This window comes from Pseudomonas sp. Tav-5-1A, from assembly GCF_055755055.1.
In genome coordinates, this window is the sequence record NZ_CM146901.1 from 860,032 (window position 1) to 881,985 (window position 21,954).

At 58.7% G+C, this 21,954-nt stretch carries 15 protein-coding genes; 6 read left to right on the forward strand and 9 right to left on the reverse strand.

Annotated features, from left to right (window positions below; all coding sequences use genetic code 11):
* Nucleotides 1-48 precede the first annotated feature (48 nt).
* From AC0J42_RS04000 to AC0J42_RS04030, 7 genes are all read right to left on the reverse strand, one after another.
* Nucleotides 49-699 carry an OmpA/MotB family protein gene (locus AC0J42_RS04000; RefSeq protein WP_416422362.1) on the reverse strand — a complete coding sequence of 217 codons (651 nt, stop codon included), beginning with the start codon at nucleotides 697-699 and terminating at the stop codon, nucleotides 49-51.
* Nucleotides 696-3,140, reverse strand: coding sequence for a coiled-coil domain-containing protein (locus tag AC0J42_RS04005; protein WP_473005311.1), 2,445 nt, complete (start codon nucleotides 3,138-3,140; stop codon nucleotides 696-698). Before AC0J42_RS04005 ends, AC0J42_RS04000 begins: the two co-directional genes overlap by 4 nt.
* Nucleotides 3,137-4,447, reverse strand: coding sequence for a hypothetical protein (locus tag AC0J42_RS04010; protein ID WP_473005312.1), 1,311 nt, complete (start codon nucleotides 4,445-4,447; stop codon nucleotides 3,137-3,139). The genes AC0J42_RS04005 and AC0J42_RS04010 overlap by 4 nt, the downstream gene beginning before the upstream one ends.
* Entirely contained in the window at nucleotides 4,392-5,339 is a 948-nt protein-coding gene (locus AC0J42_RS04015) for an ATP-binding protein (protein WP_473005313.1), read from the reverse strand. The genes AC0J42_RS04010 and AC0J42_RS04015 overlap by 56 nt, the downstream gene beginning before the upstream one ends.
* Nucleotides 5,340-5,554: 215 nt before the next feature.
* Entirely contained in the window at nucleotides 5,555-6,991 is a 1,437-nt protein-coding gene (locus tag AC0J42_RS04020) for a hypothetical protein (RefSeq protein ID WP_473005314.1), read from the reverse strand.
* A gap of 54 nt (nucleotides 6,992-7,045) precedes the next feature.
* Entirely contained in the window at nucleotides 7,046-7,507 is a 462-nt protein-coding gene (locus AC0J42_RS04025; protein WP_473005315.1) for a hypothetical protein, read from the reverse strand.
* Nucleotides 7,508-7,569: 62 nt separating this feature from the next.
* On the reverse strand, nucleotides 7,570-8,247 hold the full coding sequence (locus AC0J42_RS04030) for a hypothetical protein (RefSeq protein ID WP_473005316.1): 678 nt from the start codon (nucleotides 8,245-8,247) through the stop codon (nucleotides 7,570-7,572).
* A gap of 138 nt (nucleotides 8,248-8,385) precedes the next feature.
* Here AC0J42_RS04030 and AC0J42_RS04035 point away from each other — a divergent pair, with 138 nt between their 5' ends.
* The 6 genes from AC0J42_RS04035 (at nucleotide 8,386) to AC0J42_RS04060 (ending at nucleotide 19,834) form a co-directional block, all read left to right on the forward strand.
* The gene (locus AC0J42_RS04035; RefSeq protein ID WP_473005317.1) at nucleotides 8,386-9,387 is read left to right on the forward strand and encodes a restriction endonuclease; all 1,002 of its coding nucleotides are present in this window, start codon (nucleotides 8,386-8,388) and stop codon (nucleotides 9,385-9,387) included.
* A gap of 241 nt (nucleotides 9,388-9,628) precedes the next feature.
* Nucleotides 9,629-9,817 (forward strand): hypothetical protein, encoded by a 189-nt coding sequence (locus AC0J42_RS04040; RefSeq protein ID WP_473005318.1) that lies wholly within the window; start codon nucleotides 9,629-9,631, stop codon nucleotides 9,815-9,817.
* A gap of 396 nt (nucleotides 9,818-10,213) precedes the next feature.
* Nucleotides 10,214-13,750, forward strand: coding sequence for a helicase-related protein (locus tag AC0J42_RS04045; RefSeq protein WP_473005319.1), 3,537 nt, complete (start codon nucleotides 10,214-10,216; stop codon nucleotides 13,748-13,750).
* A gap of 177 nt (nucleotides 13,751-13,927) precedes the next feature.
* A complete protein-coding gene (locus tag AC0J42_RS04050; protein ID WP_473005321.1) occupies nucleotides 13,928-14,080 on the forward strand; it encodes a hypothetical protein in 153 nt (50 codons plus the stop codon).
* 12 nt (nucleotides 14,081-14,092) lie between these two features.
* On the forward strand, nucleotides 14,093-17,008 hold the full coding sequence (locus AC0J42_RS04055) for a DUF1156 domain-containing protein (protein ID WP_473005322.1): 2,916 nt from the start codon (nucleotides 14,093-14,095) through the stop codon (nucleotides 17,006-17,008).
* Nucleotides 17,009-17,017: 9 nt separating this feature from the next.
* Nucleotides 17,018-19,834, forward strand: a complete 2,817-nt coding sequence (locus AC0J42_RS04060) for an ATP-binding protein (protein WP_473005323.1) — start codon at nucleotides 17,018-17,020, stop codon at nucleotides 19,832-19,834.
* Between the two features lie 70 nt (nucleotides 19,835-19,904).
* Here the strand turns inward: AC0J42_RS04060 and AC0J42_RS04065 are convergent, their stop codons facing one another.
* The gene (locus AC0J42_RS04065; RefSeq protein ID WP_473005324.1) at nucleotides 19,905-20,216 is read right to left on the reverse strand and encodes a hypothetical protein; all 312 of its coding nucleotides are present in this window, start codon (nucleotides 20,214-20,216) and stop codon (nucleotides 19,905-19,907) included.
* Entirely contained in the window at nucleotides 20,213-21,193 is a 981-nt protein-coding gene (locus AC0J42_RS04070) for an integrase domain-containing protein (RefSeq protein WP_473005325.1), read from the reverse strand. The genes AC0J42_RS04065 and AC0J42_RS04070 overlap by 4 nt, the downstream gene beginning before the upstream one ends.
* Nucleotides 21,194-21,954: the final 761 nt, after the last annotated feature.

A 21,954-nucleotide genomic window follows, 5' to 3' on the forward strand; every position in this document is an offset into this window, starting at 1 on the left:
GGGGTTACGACGCTGGCAAGGTTGCCAGCGTCGTGGGTGGTTTGCCGATCAGGTGCGTGGCGCTGGACGGGTCAGGAACTGTACTTCCACTCGGCGGTTTTTCTCGTCGCCTGGTTCCAGGCCTGGCAAGGGCTGAGAGTCGCCAAAGCCGGCAACAATCACCCGTTTGGCCTGCTGCTCGTCGAGCAGCGCAATCAGCAGCTTGCGCGCCTCGCGAGCCCGGGCCGCCGACAGCGTGAAGTTGTCGTCATACACCGTGCAGAACTTGCTGTAGTCGGTCACCGGGCGGGACACCTGGACGTTGTCCGTATGCCCCTCGACAAACACCTGGGCCTGCGCCGAGCCATTCACAAACTCGGCGATTTTCGGACCCAGGCTTGAAAGGGCGTGACGCGCCTCATCCGTCACGCATGCACTGCCGCGAGCAAAAATGCGGTCGCGCAGGGTGATTTTCGAGCCGGTCAAATCGAACGATACAAGCCCGGATTCCCCTTCGTCGTCCATGGTGCTCTGCATCGACTTGAGCATGTCCACCACGCGCTGCTGCTCGGTCTGCGCGCCTTGGGCTTTCTCCTGCTCGCGCTTGAGTGCGGCAAACTTGTTCTGCAGCACCGACAGTACCAACAGCAGCATGACAACGGCCATGACCCCGGCCATCAGGTCAGAAATAGATACCCATTCATTTGGTTTCTCTTTCATGCTTCCTGCAAGACCTCAGCTGGTTTGAGGGCATGGATGTTGTCGTGGATGCCACTGGCCACTTCCAGCAGTTGGGACAACGATTGCTGAACCTTCAACATCTCGTCTTTCGGCTTCAGCAGTTGGGTGGAGAGTTCATCGATGGAGGCGGGGACCTTCATGATGGCGTCGGCTGCGTTTGCGTAGCGGGTGCTTTGGGTCAGGGTGCTATGAATTCCCTCAAGTTGGGAGGAAACATCATTCGAGCTATTGCCCAATGCCTTTACTACCAGCTCCAGGTTTTGCGGAAGTTCCTGGAGGGATGTGGCGATCTTTTCAAAGCTACTGGCCAGCTTGCCAATGCGTTGATTGCTGTGGGAGACCGATTCCAGCCCACCGCTGACGCTGGTGCCAATCGCATCCATGTTGTTGCTCATGACTGTGACGTTTTCGCTGAGCGCACCGCTCATGGTGGAGAATTGCACGCTGGTAGCCTTCTGGACCGCCGAGGCGTGCTCCATATTTTTGGCAACTTCCTGCATGGCCGCATTGACGTTATCCGACATGCCGTTGATGGAGGTCGAAATATTGTCAGTCGCTGAGCGCAGATCGCTGGCCATGCCGACCATGTTGTCCTTGAAGCCCTCGCTCATCACCTGAATCGTCCCGCCCAGGTCATGTTTCACCGACTCCATGATTTCCGAAAGCTTGTGGGTAGCCCCACCCATCTGCTCAGCCATCGCCGTCAGGTTCTGGGTGAAGTCCTGGTTCATGTTCGTCAGCACGCCGTTCAGGTCGGTCTTGACGCTTTGCAGCACCGCACCCATTTCACGGTTCAAGTCCTCCACCACTGCAGCCAGGCCGCTGGCAGCAGAGCCCACGTCGACCGCTGCCGCACTCATGGTTTCACCGGCCTTCTGCATCGCCTCCTGGTTCTCGCGGCTTTTCTCGGTGAAGCCGGCAAGCACTTCGTTGGTGTTGCGGGTGGCCGACTCGATAGCGCCAATCGGCTCTACGGCTTGGAGCAACGTGGCGCCGCGTGCGGCGGCCTCCTGGGCGAGCAGGTTGTTGCCGGCCTCAAGGCTGGCGAAGCCGTGCGTCAGGGTTTCGGTCTGCGCGTTCTGCTGCTCATTCGCCCGGTCGGCGGCAGCTTGATGGCTGGCCTGCAGCCCGTTGAACGCCACGCTCATCGCCTCAAGGTGGGCGTTGTCGCGCTGTTCAGCCTGCTGGGCAAGGGTATGGTTGTCTGCCATCAGGTTGTCGAAGGACTGCTTCAGGGCGTCGATATGCGCGGCGCTCTGCGCTTGCTGCTGTTCATCAGCTCGATCGGCGGCAGCTTGATGGCTGCTCTGCAGCCCGGTAAACCCTACATTCAGCGCTTCAAGCTGGGCGTTGTCGCGTTGCTCAGCCTGGAGGGCAAGGGTGTGACAGTCCGTCAGCAGTTCAGCGAACGACTGCTTCATGACCTCGATGTGCGCGTCGTGACGCGAGCTATGCTCAGCCTCGGCGTGCGACGCCAATTGCTGCTGCAGCCCCTGAAGCTCAGCAAAGCGCTCCTTCAGTGACTCAACCTGAGCCAGGTGCTGCTCAGCCGCGGCCGCATGGCTGCGCTGATGAAGCGTTTGCAACTCGGCAAACCCTTCGCTCAACACGTTCACCTGAGCTTCATTCAGCTTCGCCGCCTGGCTGACCAGCACCTTGTTACCAGCCTGCAATGCGCCCAGCCCGGTCTCTACCGTCTCGAACTTCTGCCGCCATACTTTGTGAATCTGCCGCGCCTGTAGGTTTTGCTGCTCCATCGCCGCATTCAGGGCCGCTGTCTGCGCAGCCAGCGCGTCGACAATCAGCTGCGAAGAGCCCATCAGCGACAGGTGCTGCCGTTCTTCGCTCGCCTGTTTTTCCTGCTGGCGCACTTCGCGCGCCTGGCCAAGCTCGCCTTTCATCTTGTTGATGCACCACTTCAGGCGGCGCTCTTCAAAACCACTCCACGACTCCCACACCTTCAACAAGATGAAAGCAATGATGCCCCAGGTCGAGGTTTTGAACTTGGTGCCAAGGCCTTGCATCATGGCCATCAGGTTCTGCATCGAGTCATCCATCGCACCGACGGATGAACCGCTGCTCTGTAGAATCGACGAAGCCTTGTCCAGTGCCAGGCCCAAGCCCAGGAAGGTGCCCAGCAGGCCGACAATCAGCAGCAGGCCCGGCATCATGCTGGCGAGTTTCTCGGCGGGGGTAGCCACCGCCTGGCTCAGCTCGCTGATCGAACCATGTTCGACTTCAAGCCCGGAAGGGGTGGCATCAAGTTCCTCGCCCTCCCACTTGCGTTGCCAGGATGCGGCATTGGCCTTCAGGCTGACCAGCAATACGGACACCAGTACACCCAAGGCGATGACCGTGAAGAATACAATCTGAATTGGCTCCTGGGCGGGCGTCAGGAACTCGACGATATCCTTGATCACGCCATCACCTCGACTTCCTTGAACGCGGCGCCGCGGGCTTTGCAGTCAGCCTTGAAGATGTTCGCGAAGTCAGTGATCAGCGCGCGCTCATCGGCGCTCAGCGATGCCCACGGGCGGCCATTCTGGGCGCAGGCAATCAACAACATGCCCACCTCGCCACCTTCCTCGGCCAGGTATTCGCGGTCTTCCTCGATCAGCGTGGCTTCGTCCTTTTCCAGCAACTGCAGGAAACCTTCGGAGGCGTAGACGTAATTGCGTTTTTCGCGGCCGGCGGTGTCCAGCGCCTGCAGCGCCACGGTGTCGCGGTCAGTGCTGACCACCAGGTTGCTCAGCAGCAGCTGCTCATCAGTGCTCAACGGCTCGATGTCCTTGGTCAGCTCCAGGCGACGGCGCAGTACTTTGTCCTTGGCCAGTTCCTTGTTGAGTGTCGCCCATTGTTGCTCGATAGCCTCCACGTCCAGCGCCCAGGCAATAATCATCTCTTCGAACACGAACGGCACCAGCGGCTTGCCGAACAACTTGATGGTTACCGCATCCAGGCGCTGCGTCTGTTCCTGGCTAAGTTGCGGGTTATCGGAAATCAGATCGTTCGCCGCTTCAATGATGAAGAACAGATCCGGGTCCACGTTCTCGATGGACTGCAGGTCGTCCATCATCTGCTGATAACCGCCCAGCAACTTTTGCGCCGCGCGAATACGCAGGAAGTGCTCGAAGTTCTGCACCGAGTCCTGGGCCACGGCCCGGGCAACCTTGGCTTTTACCAACAGGTAGTTATTGACCAGTTCGCTGACTTTAAGGGCTTCTTTTTCCGCCTCGGGCACCAGTGTCATGGCTTCGGCAAAGTGCTTGGCGTTCGCTTCGGCAGTAGCAATCTCGGCTTCATCGAGCATCTTGGCCTTCAGGTCGCGGGCCATCTTGATGACCCAGTCCATTGCCTTCTGCAAGTTCTCGGCAATAGGGTGCTTGTCCAATTGTTCAACGAAGGCAAGTACCCGCTCAAGGCCGGTCGCCAGGCCCCGAACCCACGGCCAAGGCACCGTTCGCGCCACCACCAGCAACCCCGCGCGAGCCTTGGTGATGTACGGCTGCACGGTGCGCCAGACTTTCTGCACATCACCTACAAACGTCTCCGCTTCATCGGCGAGCCAGCCGATCGCCTTGGCTGCAATATCCTTGCCCTTCTTCACGACTGCCGAGACGACGGAAACCGCTTTGCTGACAAACGAACTTAACCATCCCATGACACGCTCCTTAGTTGACGCCCAGCAGCTTTCTTGCCGCGTCCAAGTTGTTGTTTCCGTTTGCACGTTGCTCTGTCGCCAAGGCAGCGTGTGTAGTGCGCATTTGGCTGATTGCTTCTTCCAGGTGCCGCAGCAGCAACACTGGCTCGCCGGGTTCCAGTAGCGGCTTGGGCAGCGCCAGGCGCAGGCAGCTGCGAATCTCGCGGCCCGAGAACCCGTCCGTTAGCTCGGTGAGCGTCGACAGCAGTGTCTCGCGGTCTTGCGCAACGGGAATACCCGCCACCAGCATTCGCGACCAAATTGCATGACGTTCCAGTGCGCCCGGCAGCTCGAACTGAATGTGTTGGGAAATACGGCTGACAAACGCCGAGTCATAGTTCTTGGCAAAATTGGTGGCGAAGATCACCACGCCCTCGTGCTTCTCCAACTCGATCAGCAACGTCGAACGCATAGCGTTCACTTCGTTGTCGATACCCTGGGTCACCGAGGACAGGCGTTTGCCCAGCAACGTGTCGGCTTCATCGAAAAACAGCACCGCACCTTCTGCGGTCGCCGTCTTGAACACCTGCGCGATATTCTTCGAGGTATCGCCCATGAACTTGCTTTCAAGGTCGGCGATGCTCATGAACATCAAGGGCTTGCCCAGGCTGCCCGCCAAGGCCTCGGCGGTCAGCGTCTTGCCAGTGCCAGGCGGCCCGAAGAAGTTCAGCACCACGCCCTTGCCGGCCGGGTCGACCGCACCAAAACCCCAGTCCACATAGATGGTTTGGAAATACTTGATCTTGGCCAGCCCCTCGTTCAGCTGCTGGCGGATGGAAGGGCCCAGCACCACGTCATTCAACGTGTAGCGCGCGGCCACCGCCTGCAGCGCAGGCTGCTGCGCGGGGAAGGCCTCAGCCTCCAGGCCTTCCTTGAGATGCGGCCGAATGCGGCCGAGCAGGTAATCCTTTGAGGACATGAAAGAGTCTCGTCGTTGTCCATCACAATGCGCGCAAAGGCGCCCGTACATGCCTTGCGCACGGAGTTCGTCGAGAGCGTATCGACGGGGTGGGGGATTACTTTATGGGTGGGGGAGATAAAAAGTGGCGTTATGCCATTTGGTGTGTGGGAGTGCAGGGCAGGCTGTGGGAATGTAATCGTCCAACGTGCTGTTGGACGATTACGAGCGTAGCGTCAAGGGAGGTTTATGAAGAACCGGTCGAACAGTTCAGTCGGCAGGTTGTCAGCATCCAGCAGCCCGAAATGCCGGCCTACATTGCGGCCCAACGCCAATAAGGTGGATGCAGCGTTGGCGGTGCCAGCGTGCCCTTCGTTAATCAAAGATTGAACACGAGCCTGGCTGGTGGAGTGGTTGCGGTAAGCGATACCGGTCAACCATACGTCAATGAGACAAACTCGCTCGCGCTCAGCGCTCCATTCAAACGGTTGCAGTTTGGGCATGCCAAGTGCAGCTTTAAGACCATCCTCCCCACCTGCCGCAATAGCCTGGATCTCGATTAGGGGCCGTTGGAAGAGGTCGAACTCCTGCATCGTGAAGGCGAAGCAGTAACCGCTGGCAGTGGACTTCTCAAGGGGCGTATCGCCACTCAGGTTACCCATCAGCCATTCCACGAAACTCGATTTATTGTCTGGCAAACCAAGGTGACGAAACGCTAGATAGCGTTTCACCACTGTGCTGAAAGGATGGCCAGTGGGCACCCAGCCCGATTTGGTCAGAGGCGCGCTTACCGTAGCGCTCACGCCACCAAAACAACGCAGGTCATAGCCAATCATGAAGAGCGATGCTTCAAATGCGTGGCAGCGTTCAGCGAGGGAGCCTTCGCTCTCGAACCATTTGGAGCCAGCCAGCACCGCCCGAATAATCCACCCCAGCCGTAGTTGCCAGCGCGCCCACTCCTCATAGGCCAGCGTACCGAACTGTGGTGCAGGCAGGCCCCCGGGCAGGGCGCCTGGATTGCGCAGCTGGCTGCCGCGCGCCGCACCAGACGGAAACGGCGAAAGGAAACGCTCGCCGCTGTACTGTTGGCGAAACAGCGAGTGCAGCATCCCGATCGCAGCGCCCACCCGGCTGTCGTAGATCGGCGAGCCCGACTCATCCAGCAACGCGTGAATCTTGGTCAGGCCAGCGTCGAAGCGTTGGACACTGATCTTGTTGAGGCCGCTTACCCGGTTACTACCGTCCAGCGCCAGATGGTCACGCACCGCCTGCAAGTAATTCACCAGCAGCCCACTGCCAGCCATGCGGTTCAAAAACGGAATCGCGCCGCGAACACCACCCCAACGCAACACTTCAAGGCAAGCCGCCAGCGTAACCGTATCGTCATTACTGGCCACCGCAGCACCCAACCACTGACGGAGCCTGGCAAGAGAATCCTTGGTAGACGCCCAATCCCGCGACGGCGAAGCCTTGCCATGTTGATCCGTCCAGCTTGCTCCCCAGCAGTAATGGGCAAGGACGTTTTCAAAACCGTGGACCTGGACCTTCAAGCCGTCCGGTACATACTTGCTGCGCTTGAAGTTCAGGTTGAATCTCAAAGTCGGCAGGGTCGTCACCAGCCACTCTACAAATGCCGCCACTTCGGGTTGTTGTAAAAACTGAGCGCGCTGCACGCGACCTCCTGTTCAGGGAATCCAGATAAACCAGCAGACGGGCCAGCGGCCGCTTTAAGCTTCTTTGGCGTTCGCCAAAGCCTTTAGCGCACGATTGCGTTGTACACGCTGCTTGAGCAAGAACACACCACCGGCAATCAGCATGTTGAACCAGCCAAACATCACGCAGGCGCCAGCCGTGCTCAGGAAGAAAACCGAGAAGTAACGCGACACAATCTTCACCCACATATCGCTATGCCGCGCAGACCGCCAAATGCCCACGAACGCCACAAATGCATACAGCCCCACCGGCGTAGCGACACCGCGAATAGCGGCCAAAGTCCAACCGGCGCCGCTGCTCTGATCGTTATGCGCTACATGTGCCACGTACCCACCCGCGACGGCGAGCAACACCATCCCGCCCAGCACCCCGAACCCCCAAAACGCCTGCCCCAGCGAATAGCCGCCGGCGAACAGTTTGGTTTGAAGCAGTTTGTGGCCGAACAGCCCGACCAAGATCGCAAGTACAAAACCCATTTCAACTCCTGTAGTTATTTAGCCGAAAGCTCCACAAGCTTTCGGCAGCGATTCAGATGAGCTTAATTACGCTTGCCGATGCCCAGCCCATTGGTAATCCGGCACTTCGTTGGCTGCGGATACCCCCAATGGTTCGACGGATAGCGCCCCGCGTTTACCACGCTGCCATCTTCCGCCTGCACCTCCAGCACCGCGTTCCACAGCGACACCTTGGGCGCCTCCAGGAACGGGTCCAGGCACAGCAAATGCGTCACGTTGGTTTTGTTAACCCCACCCGGGCCATCGACCAAATGGCCCTGATAGCCCACCACCAACAGCCAGTGCCCTTCACCGCCCGGCCAATCCACGCCGACAATAGTCGAGTAGCCCGCAGTTACCGCAGCAACCAGATCAGTCACCAACGAGCGCGTAGTGCCATTGAATTTCTTCAGGCTTACCTGGTTGCGGAAGCAGTCCAGCAGCCAGTCCAGGTCGTACTCGTCGGTGCCGTTATTGATGAGCCCGCCGAACTCCACCAAGCGGTTGTAGAACTTGCCCAAACGCGTGCGGCCATCGTGCAGGCCCATGTAACTGGCCTCCGAACGGGTGACGATGCCGTTGGCTACCAGCGCCATCATCAGGCTGTAAGGGCCACAGGCGCCGTCGAGGTCCCCTTGGCGGAAGTGCACCGGTTCACCGGCTTCGTTCACCGGGCCGGTGGGGGAGAGGGAGAGTTGGGGCATTACGTTCATTACGTTCATGGGCGTGCGTCCGATGCAGGGGGTGGCGATGATGGCTAATTGCCTTGGTTGTGTCGAGTCCTGCTAAAGGGGCATTTCGGGGTGGGGCGGGAGTTGCTAGAGTTCTGCTTCCGTAGCCAAGGATGAGCGAGTGAGCGTATGCCAACGATGTGGATGATTCGGGGTGATGGTGGGCGGCTTTATGATGATTTCAGAGAGCGCGGCCTGGCGGCCATTGGCTGGACAGGGTTGGCTCCGTCAGCGAAGCCGGGCGTATCGCGCGCAGAGTTGATCCGGGCATACAAAAACGTAGAGCCAGGCATCAAAGACGGCACGGCAATATCGGGCGCCTCCCAAGTGTTCCGCTTCGTCAACGAGGTCAAGGAAGGCGATGCCGTCGTAACCTACTCGCCCGCCAACCGCACCTACTTGGTAGGCCACTTCACCGGCGCTTGCCAACATCGCCCAGAATTAGCGGAACAGGGAATGGCGTTGGCGCGCCCCGTGAGGTGGCTTCCGCAAGAAGTTGACCGCGACAAACTCAGCAGCCTCAGCAAAAACAGTCTCGGCTCCACGCTCACCGTCTTCAATGTGGCAGAAGAAGCCCAAAAGGAACTGCTGGCCTTGGCGGCCGGTAAGCCCGCCCCCGTGATGCCTGATGTTCAGATAACCGATGCGGAAGTACTGGATGACCCATTGAAGGGCGTTCAAGAAATTGCCTTCGAGCGTATTAAAGACCAGATCAACAGCCTGGACTGGTCCGAGATGCAGGAGCTGGTTGCCGGTATCCTCCGGGCAATGGGCTATAAGACGCTGGTGTCCCCTGCAGGTGCTGATCGCGGCAAAGACATCATCGCGTCGCCCGATGGCTTCGGCTTCGAACCGCCCCGCATTGTGGTTGAGGTCAAGCATCGGCATGAGCGCATGGGCAGCAGTGAGATCCGCAGCTTTTTGGGCGGGCGGCACAAGGATGATCGTGGGCTTTATGTGAGTACTGGCGGGTTTACCAAGGATGCGCTGTATGAAGGGGAGAGGGCTAACGTTCATCTGACGATGTGGACGTTGGATGAGTTGGCGCGGACGTTGATGGCGCATTATCCGGCGACCGATCCGGAGACGAAGCGGTTGGTGCCGTTGAGGTATTTTTATGTGCCGGCTTAGGGAGGTGTGTTCTTAAAGTGGACAGGTAACGCGCTGCGCGCATCGGGAGGTTCCACTGGCAAGGTCACAGTTTCGGGCCTAGGTCCTTTTTTTAACGACTCCTTGGCGCTTTGCCCATACCGCATCTGCACGAATACTTTACCTGTACAAGATCACACTATGGACGTGCAATCCGAGTTTACATATCGTCTCGCTACCGGCGCTTGCTGGGACTGAACGGTTACTGAAGGTGAGTCGAGAGATGGATGTCAAAGAACGTGATCAACTGCAACACATGCTCATTCTCGCTGAGACGCGAAAGATTGAGGCTGAAATCGAGAAGCTTAAGGCCGAACAGGAGCTGATGAAAATCAAAAGTGTCTGCCGGCCCATCCTGATGGTTTGCGCGGCTGTCGTCTTGGCTACCTGGGTGTGGAGCATGCGGGGGTAGCAGGGTAGATTTATCCGTCCTGCTGGTGCGCTAGGGCCGTTTTTGGCTGGTGTTCGGGCGCGTGGGGGGGGTGTTTTTTTCGTGACGCTTTGGTTGGGCCGGGGTAATTTGAATTTGGTAACCATCCTATTGAAATAAATGGAAAAAACCTGGTTTGGTATTTGCGTAGGATACCATTTGGAATACCAGCAGGCTGAACTCATGAGGCGCGTGTTGCGTTTGAAGGTATATCTGGTGGCCGGTCATGGAAGGTCGGCACCCTATAGTTAGCTCCTGTTACAGGTCATCAAGGTAAGATCAGAGTAGTGGCGTCAATAGGGCGGATGAATTTGCCCGTAGGCCGGGTAAACTAGCTCCCTTTAAGGCGTCAAGCGTTCGCCGTCCTCGGAGCCCTGCATGGTCAAGCTGGAAGACATTAAGAAAGACGCCCAAATTCGTGGGATTGAACCGGAAGAGATCGTCCGCATCGCCTCGATTGAGCGAGTCGGCGAGCATGCCCTTTCTGTCATCTACAAGACCAACCAGGGACGCCTGGGTGAGCAGATGCTCTTCCGTACTGATGAGGCGCGTCTGGATCTGGCGCAGGCCGGGCGGCCCTGGGCTTTCGATGCATTGGCCGAGGAGTTCAAGCTCGGCTTGGAGGCGTTGCGCATCCAGCTGGCGCACCTGTTCGACCCGATGATGGCGGTGCATACCTCCAACGTCGAGCCGCTGCCGCACCAAATTTCCGCTGTTTACGAGTCCATGCTGCCACGTCAGCCGCTGCGCTATGTTCTGGCCGATGATCCCGGTGCGGGCAAGACCATCATGGCGGGCCTGCTCGTACGCGAGTTGCTTATGCGTGCAGATGCCAAGCGTATACTGATTGTGTCCCCAGGTTCACTTACTGAACAGTGGCAGGATGAGCTGCTGGAAAAATTCGGTGTCCAATTTGAGATTTTCAGCCGCGAGAAGATGGAGCAGAGTCCGTCCGGGAACTACTTCGAGGATCAGGATCTGATCATCGCCCGCCTGGACCAGTTGTCGCGCAATGAGATCTACCAGCAGAAGCTGCAGGCAACCACTTGGGATTTGATCATCGTCGACGAAGCCCACAAGCTCTCGGCCAACTATTTCGGGCAGAAGGTCAATAAGACCCAGCGCTTCAGGCTCGGTGAGCTGCTGGGCGGACTGTGCCGTCACTTTCTGCTGATGACCGCGACGCCGCACAACGGCAAGGAAGAAGACTTCCAGCTGTTTATGTCCTTGCTCGATTCCGACCGCTTCTATGGCAAGTTCCGCGAAGGGGCGCATAAGGTCGACATCAGCGACATGATGCGCCGCATGGTCAAGGAAGAGCTGCTCAAGTTCGACGGCAAGCCGTTGTTCCCCGAGCGGTGCGCTTACACCGCCAACTACGAGCTGTCCTCCATGGAAGCTGACCTGTACAACCAGGTCACCGACTATGTACGCAATGAGATGAACCGCGCGGATCGTCTGCTTGACGGTAAGCGCAAGGGCACCGTGGGCTTCGCACTCACCCAACTGCAGCGTCGCCTGGCCTCCAGCCCCGAGGCTATCTTCAAGTCGCTGCAACGCCGTCGCAAGAAGCTGGAGTTGCGCCTGGATGAGATGAAGCTCGCTGCGCGAGGCGTGCAGCCTGGTGTCGCTCAGACGGTCGGTGCCTATGTGGTGAACAAGCAGAACGACCTCCCCGACAATCTTGACGAGCTGGAGGATGAACTCAGCCCGGAAGAATACGAACTCTACGCAGAGCAGGTGGTGGATCAGGCCACGGCTGCGGCGACCATTCCCGAGCTGGAGGCGGAGATCCTCATCCTGCGCGACTTGGAGCAACGCGCCATGGATCTGGTCAGCTCCGGCAACGACCGCAAATGGGAGGAACTGTCCAGCCTACTGCAGGATCGCCCGGAAATGTTCACCGCTGCCGGCAGCCGTCGCAAGCTGATCATCTTCACTGAGCACCGCGACACCCTGAATTACCTGCTCGCCCGTATTCGCGGCATCCTCGGCAAGGCTGAGTCCGTGGTGACCATCCATGGCGGCACCAATCGCGACGAGCGCCGCAAGGTGCAGGAAGAATTCCGCCATAATCCTGAAGTGCTGGTTCTGATCGCCACGGATGCTGCCGGCGAGGGCGTGAACCTGCAGAACGCCAATCTCATGGTCAACTATGACCTGCCCTGGAACCCCAATCGTCTGGAGCAGCGCTTCGGCCGAATCCACCGTATCGGCCAGACCGAGGTCTGCCACCTGTGGAACCTGGTGGCCAACGAAACGCGTGAGGGTGAGGTATTCAAGAAGCTGCTCGACAAGCTCGAAGTCGAGCGTGCCGCGCTAGGCGGCCGGGTCTTTGATATCCTCGGCGAGGCCTTCGAAAACAAGTCGCTCAAGGATCTGCTGATCGAAGCGATCCGCTACGGCGAGCTACCAGAAACCAAGGCCAAGCTCGATCAGGCCATCGAAGGCGCCCTGGATACCGAGCATCTCCGCGAAATCATGCGCCGCAATGCGCTGGTCGAGCAGCACATGGGCATGGAGGAGCTGTACGCCATCAAGGAGGAGATGGACAAGGCCCAGGCACGTAAGCTGCAGCCCTACTTCATTCGCGCTTTCTTCAACGAAGCCTTCCGCTACCTGGGCGGAGAGATGAAGCAGCGCGAAGAAGGTCGCTACGAGATTCGCCATGTTCCCGCCGACCTGCGCGAGCGTGATCGTCTGATTGGCGAGACGCGCACGCCGGTGCTGCGCAAGTACGAGCGCATCTGCTTCGAGAAGCACCTGATCCGACAAGACGGCAAGCCGATGGGCGACCTGATCCACCCCGGTCACCCGCTGATGCGTGTCAGCACCGACATGGTCCTCGGCGCCTTCCGTGCCAAGCTAAAGCAGGGGACGATCCTGGTCGACCCAAACGACGATGGCATCGAGACGCGCGTGTTGTTCATGCTCGACCACAGCTTGCGCGAGGGCATGGGCGAGAAGCAGAAGACCGTCTCCCGCCGCCTGCAGTTCGTGTCCATCGACAGTAAGGGCGAGGCTGTCAATGCCGGTTGGGCGCCACACCTTGACATGCAGGCGCTCGATCCGACCGACCAGTATCTGGTGCAGGACATCCTCAACGCCGGCTGGATTACCCAAGATCTGGAAGCCATGGCGCTCAACCATGCCTCCCAGCATCTGGTGCCGGCGCACTACGCTGAAGTCAAAGGACGCTTGGTGCGCCAGGCCGACAAGATCCACGCCGCCGTTCGTGAGCGACTGATCAAGGAAATCGATTTTTGGTCGGACCGCTACTTCAAGCTCTCAGATGAGGTGCAAGCCGGCAAGCAGCCGCGCATGCAGCCGGAGAACGCCCGGCGAACCGCAGAGGAACTCACCGCCCGTCTGCAGCAGCGCGAGAAGGAGCTGGATGCCATGCGCAGCGTGGTTTCCAGCACTCCAGTGGTCATCGGTGGAGCCCTGGTGATCCCGCGCGGCCTGCTGGCCCAGCGCAAGGGGGAGGCGACCTTCTGTGCCGATGCCGCAGCGCGTGCCCGCATCGAGCGACTGGCCATGCAAGCTGTGATCGCGGCCGAGGAAGCCCTCGGCCACGCCATCCGTGATGTTTCCGTCGACAAATGCGGCTGGGATATCACCTCACAGCCGCCACGTCAGGAGCACTATCTACCCAATGCCCGGCACATCGAGGTGAAGGGCCGCGCCAAGGGACAGGGAACTATCACCGTGACCCGCAACGAGATCATCTATGGCCTCAACCAGGCGGACAAATTCCTCCTTGCCATTGTGTTAGTCGGTGAAGACGACAGCGTTGAAGGGCCGTACTACGTGCGTAACCCCTTCAGCCAGGAGCCGGACTGGGCGGAAACCAGCAAGAACCTCGACCTTAACCTCTTGCTGGCGCGAGCCGCCAGCCCGGCAGAGTGTCTGTGAAATGCTGCCTCTGCATCCAGCTGGCAGGCCGAGCCTGTCTGCGCCGAGCATTCTTACCGTACCGCCACGCCGGCTCACTGCATCTCTGGCTTCCGTACCCGGCAAGGCCGCGAGCTGGCCTTGGAGCAGCAGCGTGACGGCGTCTATTCCTGGGCGTAGACTCTGTCGCCGGAGCTTATGCGCACCCACTGCCTGCTGAGCGATATCGACCTCTACTGCCTGGAGCAGCTCCCCAAATGGGTGAGCGCGCGCCGTTGCCTGCTGGGCAAACGTCTGTTCAATTTGCTGGCCGACCTCGCACTGTCCAGCTCTGCCGCATTGTCGGCCTGATCGAGAATTACCATGTACCCCGTTAAAACTCCGAAAAAACTGATCGAAGTCGGCCTACCGCTGGACAAGATCAACGCAGCCGCAGCGCGAGAGAAATCGATCCGTCATGGCCACCCCAGCACCCTACACATGTGGTGGGCGCGGCGTCCGCTAGCGGCTGCTCGTGCGGTGATCTTTGCGCAGATGGTCAACGACCCTGGCTACCAGCAGGGGGGCGGCTTTAAGTACGGGGTTAACAAGGAAAAGGCCGCTATCGAGCGCGAGCGTCTATTCAAGATCATCGAAGACCTGGTGCAGTGGGAGAGCACTAACAACGAGGAGGTGCTCAGCCGCGCCCGAGAGGAGATCTGGCGCAGCTGGCGCGAGACCTGCGCCCTCAACAATGATCACCCGCAGGCCGTCGAGCTGTTCAACCCGGACAAGCTGCCTGGCTTCCATGACCCGTTTGCTGGCGGCGGTGCGCTGCCGCTGGAGGCCCAGCGCCTCGGCCTGGAAAGCTACGCCTCGGACCTCAACCCGGTGGCGGTGACTATTAACAAAGCGATGATCGAGATTCCGCCGAAGTTCGCTGGGCGTGTGCCTGTCGGCCCGGAAACCGCCGCAGAGAAGGGCAGCAAGAAGGGTGCTACCCGTGATGCTTTCGAAGACTGGTCGGGGGCCAAGGGGCTGGCCGAGGATTTGCGCCGCTATGGTGCCTGGATGCGCGAGCAGGCCGAGCAGAGTATCGGCCACCTTTATCCGAAGATCGAAGTCACGGCCGAGATGGTCGCTGACCGGCCTGATCTGGAGCCCTATCTCGGCCAGAAGCTCACGGTGATTTCCTGGCTGTGGGCGCGCACGGTGAAGAGCCCCAACCCGGTGTTCAGTCATGCTGAGGTGCCTCTTGCAAGTAGCTTCATTCTAGCCAGCAAGGCTGGCAAAGAGGCCTACGTTGAGCCGGTGGTGGATGGCGACAGCTATCGTTTTACCGTCAAGGTGGGAGCGCTGCCGGAGTCAGCCAAGAATGGCACCAAGCTGTCACGCGGGGCGAACTTCCAGTGCCTGCTGTCCGATACGCCAATTGAGTCTAAATACATATACAGCGAGGCGAAGGCTGGACGTATGGGCGACCAGCTGATGGCCATTGTGGCTGAAGGCACTCGCGGCCGGGTTTATTTGGCGCCGACTGCAGAGCAGGTGGAAATTGCCCGGCAGGCGCAGCCGGAGTGGAAGCCGGAAGTAGAAATGCCGGCCAACCCCCGCTGGTTTTCGCCGCCAGCTTATGGCCTCAATACCTATGGAGACGTGTTCACCCCACGCCAACTGGTTGCATTGAACACCTTCTCCGATCTGGTCCAGGAAGCCATCGCCCGCTGCAGACAAGATGCTATTGCTGCCGGTATGGAAGATGATGCGTTAGGCCTAGATTCGGGTGGACGGGGGGCAAGAGCGTATTCGGAGGCAATAGGTGTTCTGCTGGCACTTGCAGTTTCGCGCTATTCGAATTCATGCACATCCATTTGCACTTGGAATCCGGGCGAGAAGAAGGAAGACATACGGTTCACGTTCAGCCGGCAAGCGCTACCGATGACATGGGACTTCGCCGAAGGTAATCCGTGGAGTGATTCGTCCGGGAATTTTGCGGACAACTTCGAGCTATGGATTTTCAAGGCATTGAGCGCGCTTCCAGATTCGCGCGCGACGGGGAGCGTGGTTCAAGCTGATGCCGCAACTCAGAAGATCTCGACCAACAAGGTGATTTCGACTGATCCGCCATACTACGACAATATCGGCTACGCGGATCTGTCCGACTTCTTTTATGTCTGGCTGCGCAAGAGTCTGAAACCGATCTATCCAGGTCTTTATGCGACGCTCGCAGTTCCCAAAGCTGAGGAACTTGTCGCTACCCCTTACCGGCACGGTAGCAAACAGAAAGCGGAGGCATTTTTCCTGGACGGCATGACTCAGGCGATGCACAACATGGCCGAGCGAGCGCATCCCGGCTTTCCTGTGACGATCTACTATGCCTTCAAGCAGAGCGAGACTGCGGGCGACGCAGGCACGTCCAGCACTGGCTGGGAGACCTTTCTTCAAGCGGTGCTTGAGGCCGGTTTCGCCATTACTGGGACTTGGCCAATGCGAACTGAAAGGGCAGGACGATCAATTGGTAATGGATCCAATGCTCTTGCCTCCAGTATCGTACTGGTCTGCCACAAGCGTGCCGAAGATGCGCCGAGCATTTCCCGTCGCGAATTTATCCGCGAGCTGAACGCCGTTCTGCCGGTGGCCCTCGACGAAATGACCCGTGGCGGTATCAACTCGCCAGTCGCGCCGGTGGATTTGAGCCAGGCGATCATCGGTCCCGGCATGGCGATTTTCAGCAAGTACGCGGCGGTGCTAGAGGCGAACGGCTCGCCGATGAGCGTGCGCACCGCGTTGCAACTGATCAACCGATTCCTTGCCGAGGACGACTTCGACCACGACACTCAATTTTGCCTGCACTGGTTCGAGACTCAGGGCTGGGCGACAGGTAAGTACGGCGACGCCGACGTGCTGGCGCGCGCCAAGGGCACTAGCGTCGGTGGCTTGGTCGAGGCTGGGGTGGTGGACAGCAGTAAGGGTGAGCTGCGCCTGCTGCGCTGGGTGGAAATGGACAACGACTGGTCGCCAGAAACTGACAGCCGCGTGCCGGTATGGGAAGCCCTGCACCAGTTGATCCGGGCCCTCAACCAGGAGGGCGAGTCGACCGCCGGTGTTTTGCTGGCACGCATGCCCGAGCGCAGTGAGCCGATACGTGCCCTGGCCTATCGTCTCTATACGCTCTGCGAGCGCAAGGGCTGGACCGAAGAGGCCCGCGCCTACAACGAACTGGTTACTGCCTGGATCGCCATCGAACAAGCTTCCCACGAAGTCGGTCATATCGGCCTCCAAGGCGCACTGGATATTTAAGGAGTACCTATGCTCAAGCCATGGACAGAAATCGCAATCCCTCACGAGGATGTGCTCAAGGGCACCTTTCTACAGGCCGAGTTCGCTGCCGATCTTTCGCGAGTTCATGACGGTAGCGCTACGGCCGAGTACCTCGATCCGGTGCTGTTCTTCCAGCGGACCTTCATCACCGAAGGCATGCGCTTGCTGCTTGATACGGTGCTCAAGCGCCTGGTCGGTAAGGGTGGCGATCCGGTCATCCAGCTGCAGACAGCTTTTGGCGGCGGTAAGACCCACACTATGCTGGCGGTCTATCACTTGGCTAAAGGAAAGGCGCCGGCAACCGAGTTACAAGGGGTTTCGGCAATCCTGAAGGCCACAGATATCGCCGAGTTGCCCAAGGCACGAATTGCGGTGCTGGATGGGGTGCATCAACTCGATTTGGCCAGCAAGCCGAAAAGCTATGGATCAGTGACTGTGCGGACCCTCTGGGGCGAGCTGGCCTGGCAGTTGGCCGGTGAAGAGGGCTACGCTCTTGTTCAGCATGCTGATGAAACGGGCACTGCACCGGGAAAACCGGCTCTGGAGGCTGTGCTGCACAAGGCTGCGCCATGCGTCATCCTGATCGACGAGCTGGTGCGCTACATGTCCCAGTTCGAGGAGGGAAAATCGCTCTCCGGTGGCACCTTCGACTCGAACCTATCTTTCATCCAGGCGCTGACCGAGGCCCTGAAGGGGGTGCCCACAGCGATTCTGCTGGCCTCGCTGCCGCATTCAGAGAAGGAGGCCGTGAGCAAAACTGGCATTCAGGCGCTACGCACTCTGGAGCACTACTTCGCGCGTATTCAAGCATTGTGGAAGCCTGTGGCATCCGAAGAGGCTTTCGAGATTGTGCGCCGGCGCCTGTTCAGCTCCATTAGCGATCAGGTGGCAATGGAGACGGTTTGCCGAGAGTTTGCTGATCTCTACACGGAGAACGCCAGCAGCTTCCCCCACGATACCCAGGAAAGTCGTTACTACGAGCGGCTCATCCAGGCTTACCCGATTCACCCGGAGGTCTTTGACCGCCTGTACGAGGATTGGTCCTCGCTGGATAATTTCCAGCGTACCCGTGGCGTACTGAAATTGATGGCGAAGGTTATTCACCGTCTGTGGCGTGATGGCAGCAAAGACTCATTAATTATGCCGGGCAGCTTGCCACTTTACGATCCGGAAACCCGAAACGAGGTCATCTATTATTTGCCGCAGGGCTGGGATCCAGTGCTGGACAAGGATGTAGATGGCGAACGCGCGGAAACTACCCGTCTAGAGAGCGCCGATACCCGTTTTGGCAGTGTTCATGCTTGTCGCAGGGTGGCGAGGACAATATTCCTAGGAAGTGCGCCAAGTACTTCTGGTCAGGTGGTCCGAGGAGTCACCCAAGAGAGAATTCTGCTGGGGGTAGTACAGCCTGGCCAGGCTGTTAGTATCTTCAAGGATGCCCTGCGTCGTCTGGGTGACAAACTGCACTATTTGAACAGCGGCAATGAACGCTACTGGTTCGACACACGGCCAAACCTGCGCCGCGAGATGGAAGACCGTCGCCGCCGCTTCAACGACCGCGACGATGTATTCCCGATGATTCGAGACCGTTTGCGCGAATCTTTCTCGACTAACCAATTCCTGGTCCATCCGTTCACGCCGAGTATAGACATTCCGGATGACTGGTCACTGCGTCTTGTATTGCTGCCGCCGGATGCACCTTACAGCCGCTCAGGTCAGAATCTGGCAACCGACAAAGCGACCGAGATCCTGCGCTACCGAGGCGAGCAGCCGCGGCAGAAGCAGAACCGTTTGATCTTCTTGGCGCCAGACTTTGATTCCTTGGCGCGCCTGAAGGATCAAGCTCACTCCTGTCTGGCCTGGCAGTCCATTGTCAGCGACATCAAAGAAATGCGCCTCAATCTGGACCAGTTCCAGAGCCGGCAAGCAGAACGTAGCTTGGAAGAGGGCCGCGCGGCGTTTAGGCGCATGATCCGCGAAGCCTATAAGTGGCTGCTGGTACCCATACAGGAACCGAAGGCGGGCGGCGGGCTATCTGAGCTATTCTGGGAAACCTGCCAAGTCAATGCTAGCGCTCCGAATTGGTCCCAGGAAATAGAGAGGGTTCTGAGTGAGGAGGCGCTTTTGATCGATAACTGGTCGCCGATCCATCTGCACCGCTTTCTGAAGGAGTGGTTCTGGAAGAACGGAGTCAATGAGGTGAAGGCATTGGAGTTCTGGCAGAAGTCTTGCCAGTACCTGTATCTGCCTCGAATGCGCGATGACACGGTGTACCGCAGCACGCTGGCGGCTGGCGCAGTAAGCGAGGACTTCTTCGGTTTTGCCTATGGCAAGGAGGACGGCAAGTACAAGGGGTTCACCATAGGCGCGTCCACTACGCCGATTCTGGATGAGGCACTGCTCTTAATTGAACCATCGGTGGCGCGCGCCTATGCTGAGGCCGAGCGTGAGGCCAAGGCTGCAGCCGCTCAGCCAAATCCCGTGCTCCCAGTGGCAGGGGAAGGGGCGCCCGCCGCCCCGCCAGTTGCAGGTGCTGACGTTCTGGCTCTTGGGCCAACTGCCGCCAAAGTAGAGAAGCGACGTTTCTACGCGACTGTGAACATCGAGCCGGTGGGTGCCAAGCTGGCCTTCGCTAATATCGTTGAGGAGGTTCTGCAGCAGTTCACTGCCAAGCCAGGGGTGAGGGTCAGCATCAGCGTGGAGATTGAGGCAGAAAGCCCCGCAGCCTTCGACGATGCATTGCAGCGTGCGGTGAAGGAAAATTGCAATGTTTTGAAATTTTCCTCGGCAGAATTTGAAAGCTAGGTGACGAGTAAGGTAGCCATGGGGCTGAAGCCCCATGGCATTGTCTATACCTCGGCAGGGTTCACGAATACTATCGTTTGGACTGCTTCGGTTGTTGTCTATCAGAACAATGGTTGAATACCCATGGCTTTTCTAATCGCCGAGCGAGCAGACGTAAAGTTAGCACATAGTAATACTTGGTTGCCTCACTGCTCCGGCCTAGGCGATGCTCGAGAAACCAAGCCATATGCTTTCTCTGCCAAGCCCAAGGTGTCTCTCGCTGCCAGCGTTCTGCGATCTCAGCTTGAATAAGCTTCGCTTGTCGCAAATGACGTTGCCGCGTCGCGTGCGATCCGGTCAACACGCCAGCCAAGAAAAGCTCCATATGGAATGGCTTACTCATTCCCTCCCCCCAATGTAGGCAGCGGCCACGTCGATCCGACCGTGCCCCAGCTCATAGCTGATTTGCCTTCGGGCTTCACGATCAAGGCGCGGATCTGTCTTGCAACAATGACCGCCATTGATAGGCGCGTGGTGCCGAGTGATCTGCTCATAGCGTTCGCATGCGTACGCCGCTCGGAGCTCATGAAAGCCTTTGAGGTTAGATGCATGGAGGATGTCCCGCGCGGGGCGTACGACTTCCTGCAGAACGCTCAGGTAGCTTTCGGTCGGAGCAATCAAGTTACGGCTTCCTACGGGCGACACCTGCTCTGCAAATCCAAGCGCGCCTCGAATATGCTCATTTACCGCAATCCAACGGGGTGCCGATGCACCGGCGCGGCCGCCCTTGGTGCCATCCTGAATGTTAATCCTGCCTAGGTTGTTAGCTTCACGGCTTAGCCGTGGTAGGTCAGCCAAGATGGACTCACGCAAGCGCATGCCGGTGGCTCGCGCCAACAGAACGATCGCTGCTGCCCGTCTCTGATCACGGCTGCAAAGCGCATCGACGATCTGCTTAACCTGTTCGCGGTCTTGGCCCTGTGGCATCGACTGGCGAACTGCGGTGCGTTGCATACCCAACGCCTTGCTCGGGCTTGGCAATTTCACGCACTGATCACCGCGAAGCGCCGCCATGGTCCTGTTAATGCTGGATAGCCGATTTTGTGCTGTGCTGACGGCGAGATCACCGCGTCTAACAAGGCCGCGCAGATACGTCGCATAGTCGGCCAACACCTTCCGATCAATCTGCCGCGCATCATTGATACCGGGCCCCTGTTCGGAGCGGCACCACTTCACGAATGCTAGCCACCGATCACAGTGCGCCTTTACCGTGCCGTAGTGGCCACCGCCGAACATATCTTTCAACGCCTGCGACCCTGCGTAGCTCAATTGCCTGCCGTAGCCGAAATTGCGCCCATCGCGTCTATCTACGAGTGCCATGATCACATTCCTCTCGAAGCCAAAACGTTGAAGCTTTTCCCCACGTCATCCCGCCAAGAATGCTGAGTGTTATCAGGGATCAAGGCCCCTGCGACCTGTGGGAAATGTCCATTACGCGGGACTGACGGCTCCTTACGACCGGGAGCAAGGGCATCTCATGATCTGGCCTCCTGAACACTTGCGAAGAAGTGGGCGGGTGGAGGCAGCGCTGGCTGACGAGACCAATGCCTAAAGATCCTGAGCGGGGTGAAAGCAGCAATGCGATGACCGGGGCATGCCTGACTGTCAGTCAGGTGCAGTCCATTCCCTGGTCTGCGGCACCATCATCTACATCGCTGTTGCTGGCGACATCGGTGTTTGTCACGCCGATTGTCACTAGGGGGACTGCCGCAAAGCCATGTGCGATTAGGGCTGCAGCAGTGGTAGAAGCGCCCGTCTCTTTCCAGGAGAAAGAGACGGGCGCAGGTTGGCGCAAGATTTGGCCAAGCGGGTAGGTTGCTGCAGGGCAGCGAAGTAGGAAGTGTCGACTGGCGCACGAGGGCCATGATCTGAAGTAGGCATCCATCACCGTGGAGGTGACCGGGCGAGCTGCCGGACGCGAATCGCCTTTTGGGGGGAACCACCGCGAGAGCGGCGTGACCTTCAAGGTTCGGGCCACCTGGGTTGCTGTCATCGACAGCGCTTGCACGGTCACTTTTACGCCTGTGGATAAACCAGGTCAAGGTTCGAAATTCAGCGCCACTTTGGACTTGAAGAACGGT

What these genes read in the sequence shown, in the direction of transcription:
- AC0J42_RS04015 (WP_473005313.1), bottom strand. Translation starts at nt 5,339, where the DNA reads ATGTCCTCAAAGGATTACCTGCTCGGCCGCATTCGGCCGCATCTCAAG.
- AC0J42_RS04070 (WP_473005325.1), bottom strand. Translation starts at nt 21,193, where the DNA reads ATGGCACTCGTAGATAGACGCGATGGGCGCAATTTCGGCTACGGCAGG.
- AC0J42_RS04040 (WP_473005318.1), top strand. Translation starts at nt 9,629, where the DNA reads ATGGATGTCAAAGAACGTGATCAACTGCAACACATGCTCATTCTCGCT.
- AC0J42_RS04035 (WP_473005317.1), top strand. Translation starts at nt 8,386, where the DNA reads ATGCCAACGATGTGGATGATTCGGGGTGATGGTGGGCGGCTTTATGAT.
- AC0J42_RS04050 (WP_473005321.1), top strand. Translation starts at nt 13,928, where the DNA reads ATGCGCACCCACTGCCTGCTGAGCGATATCGACCTCTACTGCCTGGAG.
- AC0J42_RS04055 (WP_473005322.1), top strand. Translation starts at nt 14,093, where the DNA reads ATGTACCCCGTTAAAACTCCGAAAAAACTGATCGAAGTCGGCCTACCG.
- AC0J42_RS04030 (WP_473005316.1), bottom strand. Translation starts at nt 8,247, where the DNA reads ATGAACGTAATGAACGTAATGCCCCAACTCTCCCTCTCCCCCACCGGC.
- AC0J42_RS04045 (WP_473005319.1), top strand. Translation starts at nt 10,214, where the DNA reads ATGGTCAAGCTGGAAGACATTAAGAAAGACGCCCAAATTCGTGGGATT.
- AC0J42_RS04000 (WP_416422362.1), bottom strand. Translation starts at nt 699, where the DNA reads ATGAAAGAGAAACCAAATGAATGGGTATCTATTTCTGACCTGATGGCC.
- AC0J42_RS04065 (WP_473005324.1), bottom strand. Translation starts at nt 20,216, where the DNA reads ATGAGTAAGCCATTCCATATGGAGCTTTTCTTGGCTGGCGTGTTGACC.
- AC0J42_RS04060 (WP_473005323.1), top strand. Translation starts at nt 17,018, where the DNA reads ATGCTCAAGCCATGGACAGAAATCGCAATCCCTCACGAGGATGTGCTC.
- AC0J42_RS04025 (WP_473005315.1), bottom strand. Translation starts at nt 7,507, where the DNA reads ATGGGTTTTGTACTTGCGATCTTGGTCGGGCTGTTCGGCCACAAACTG.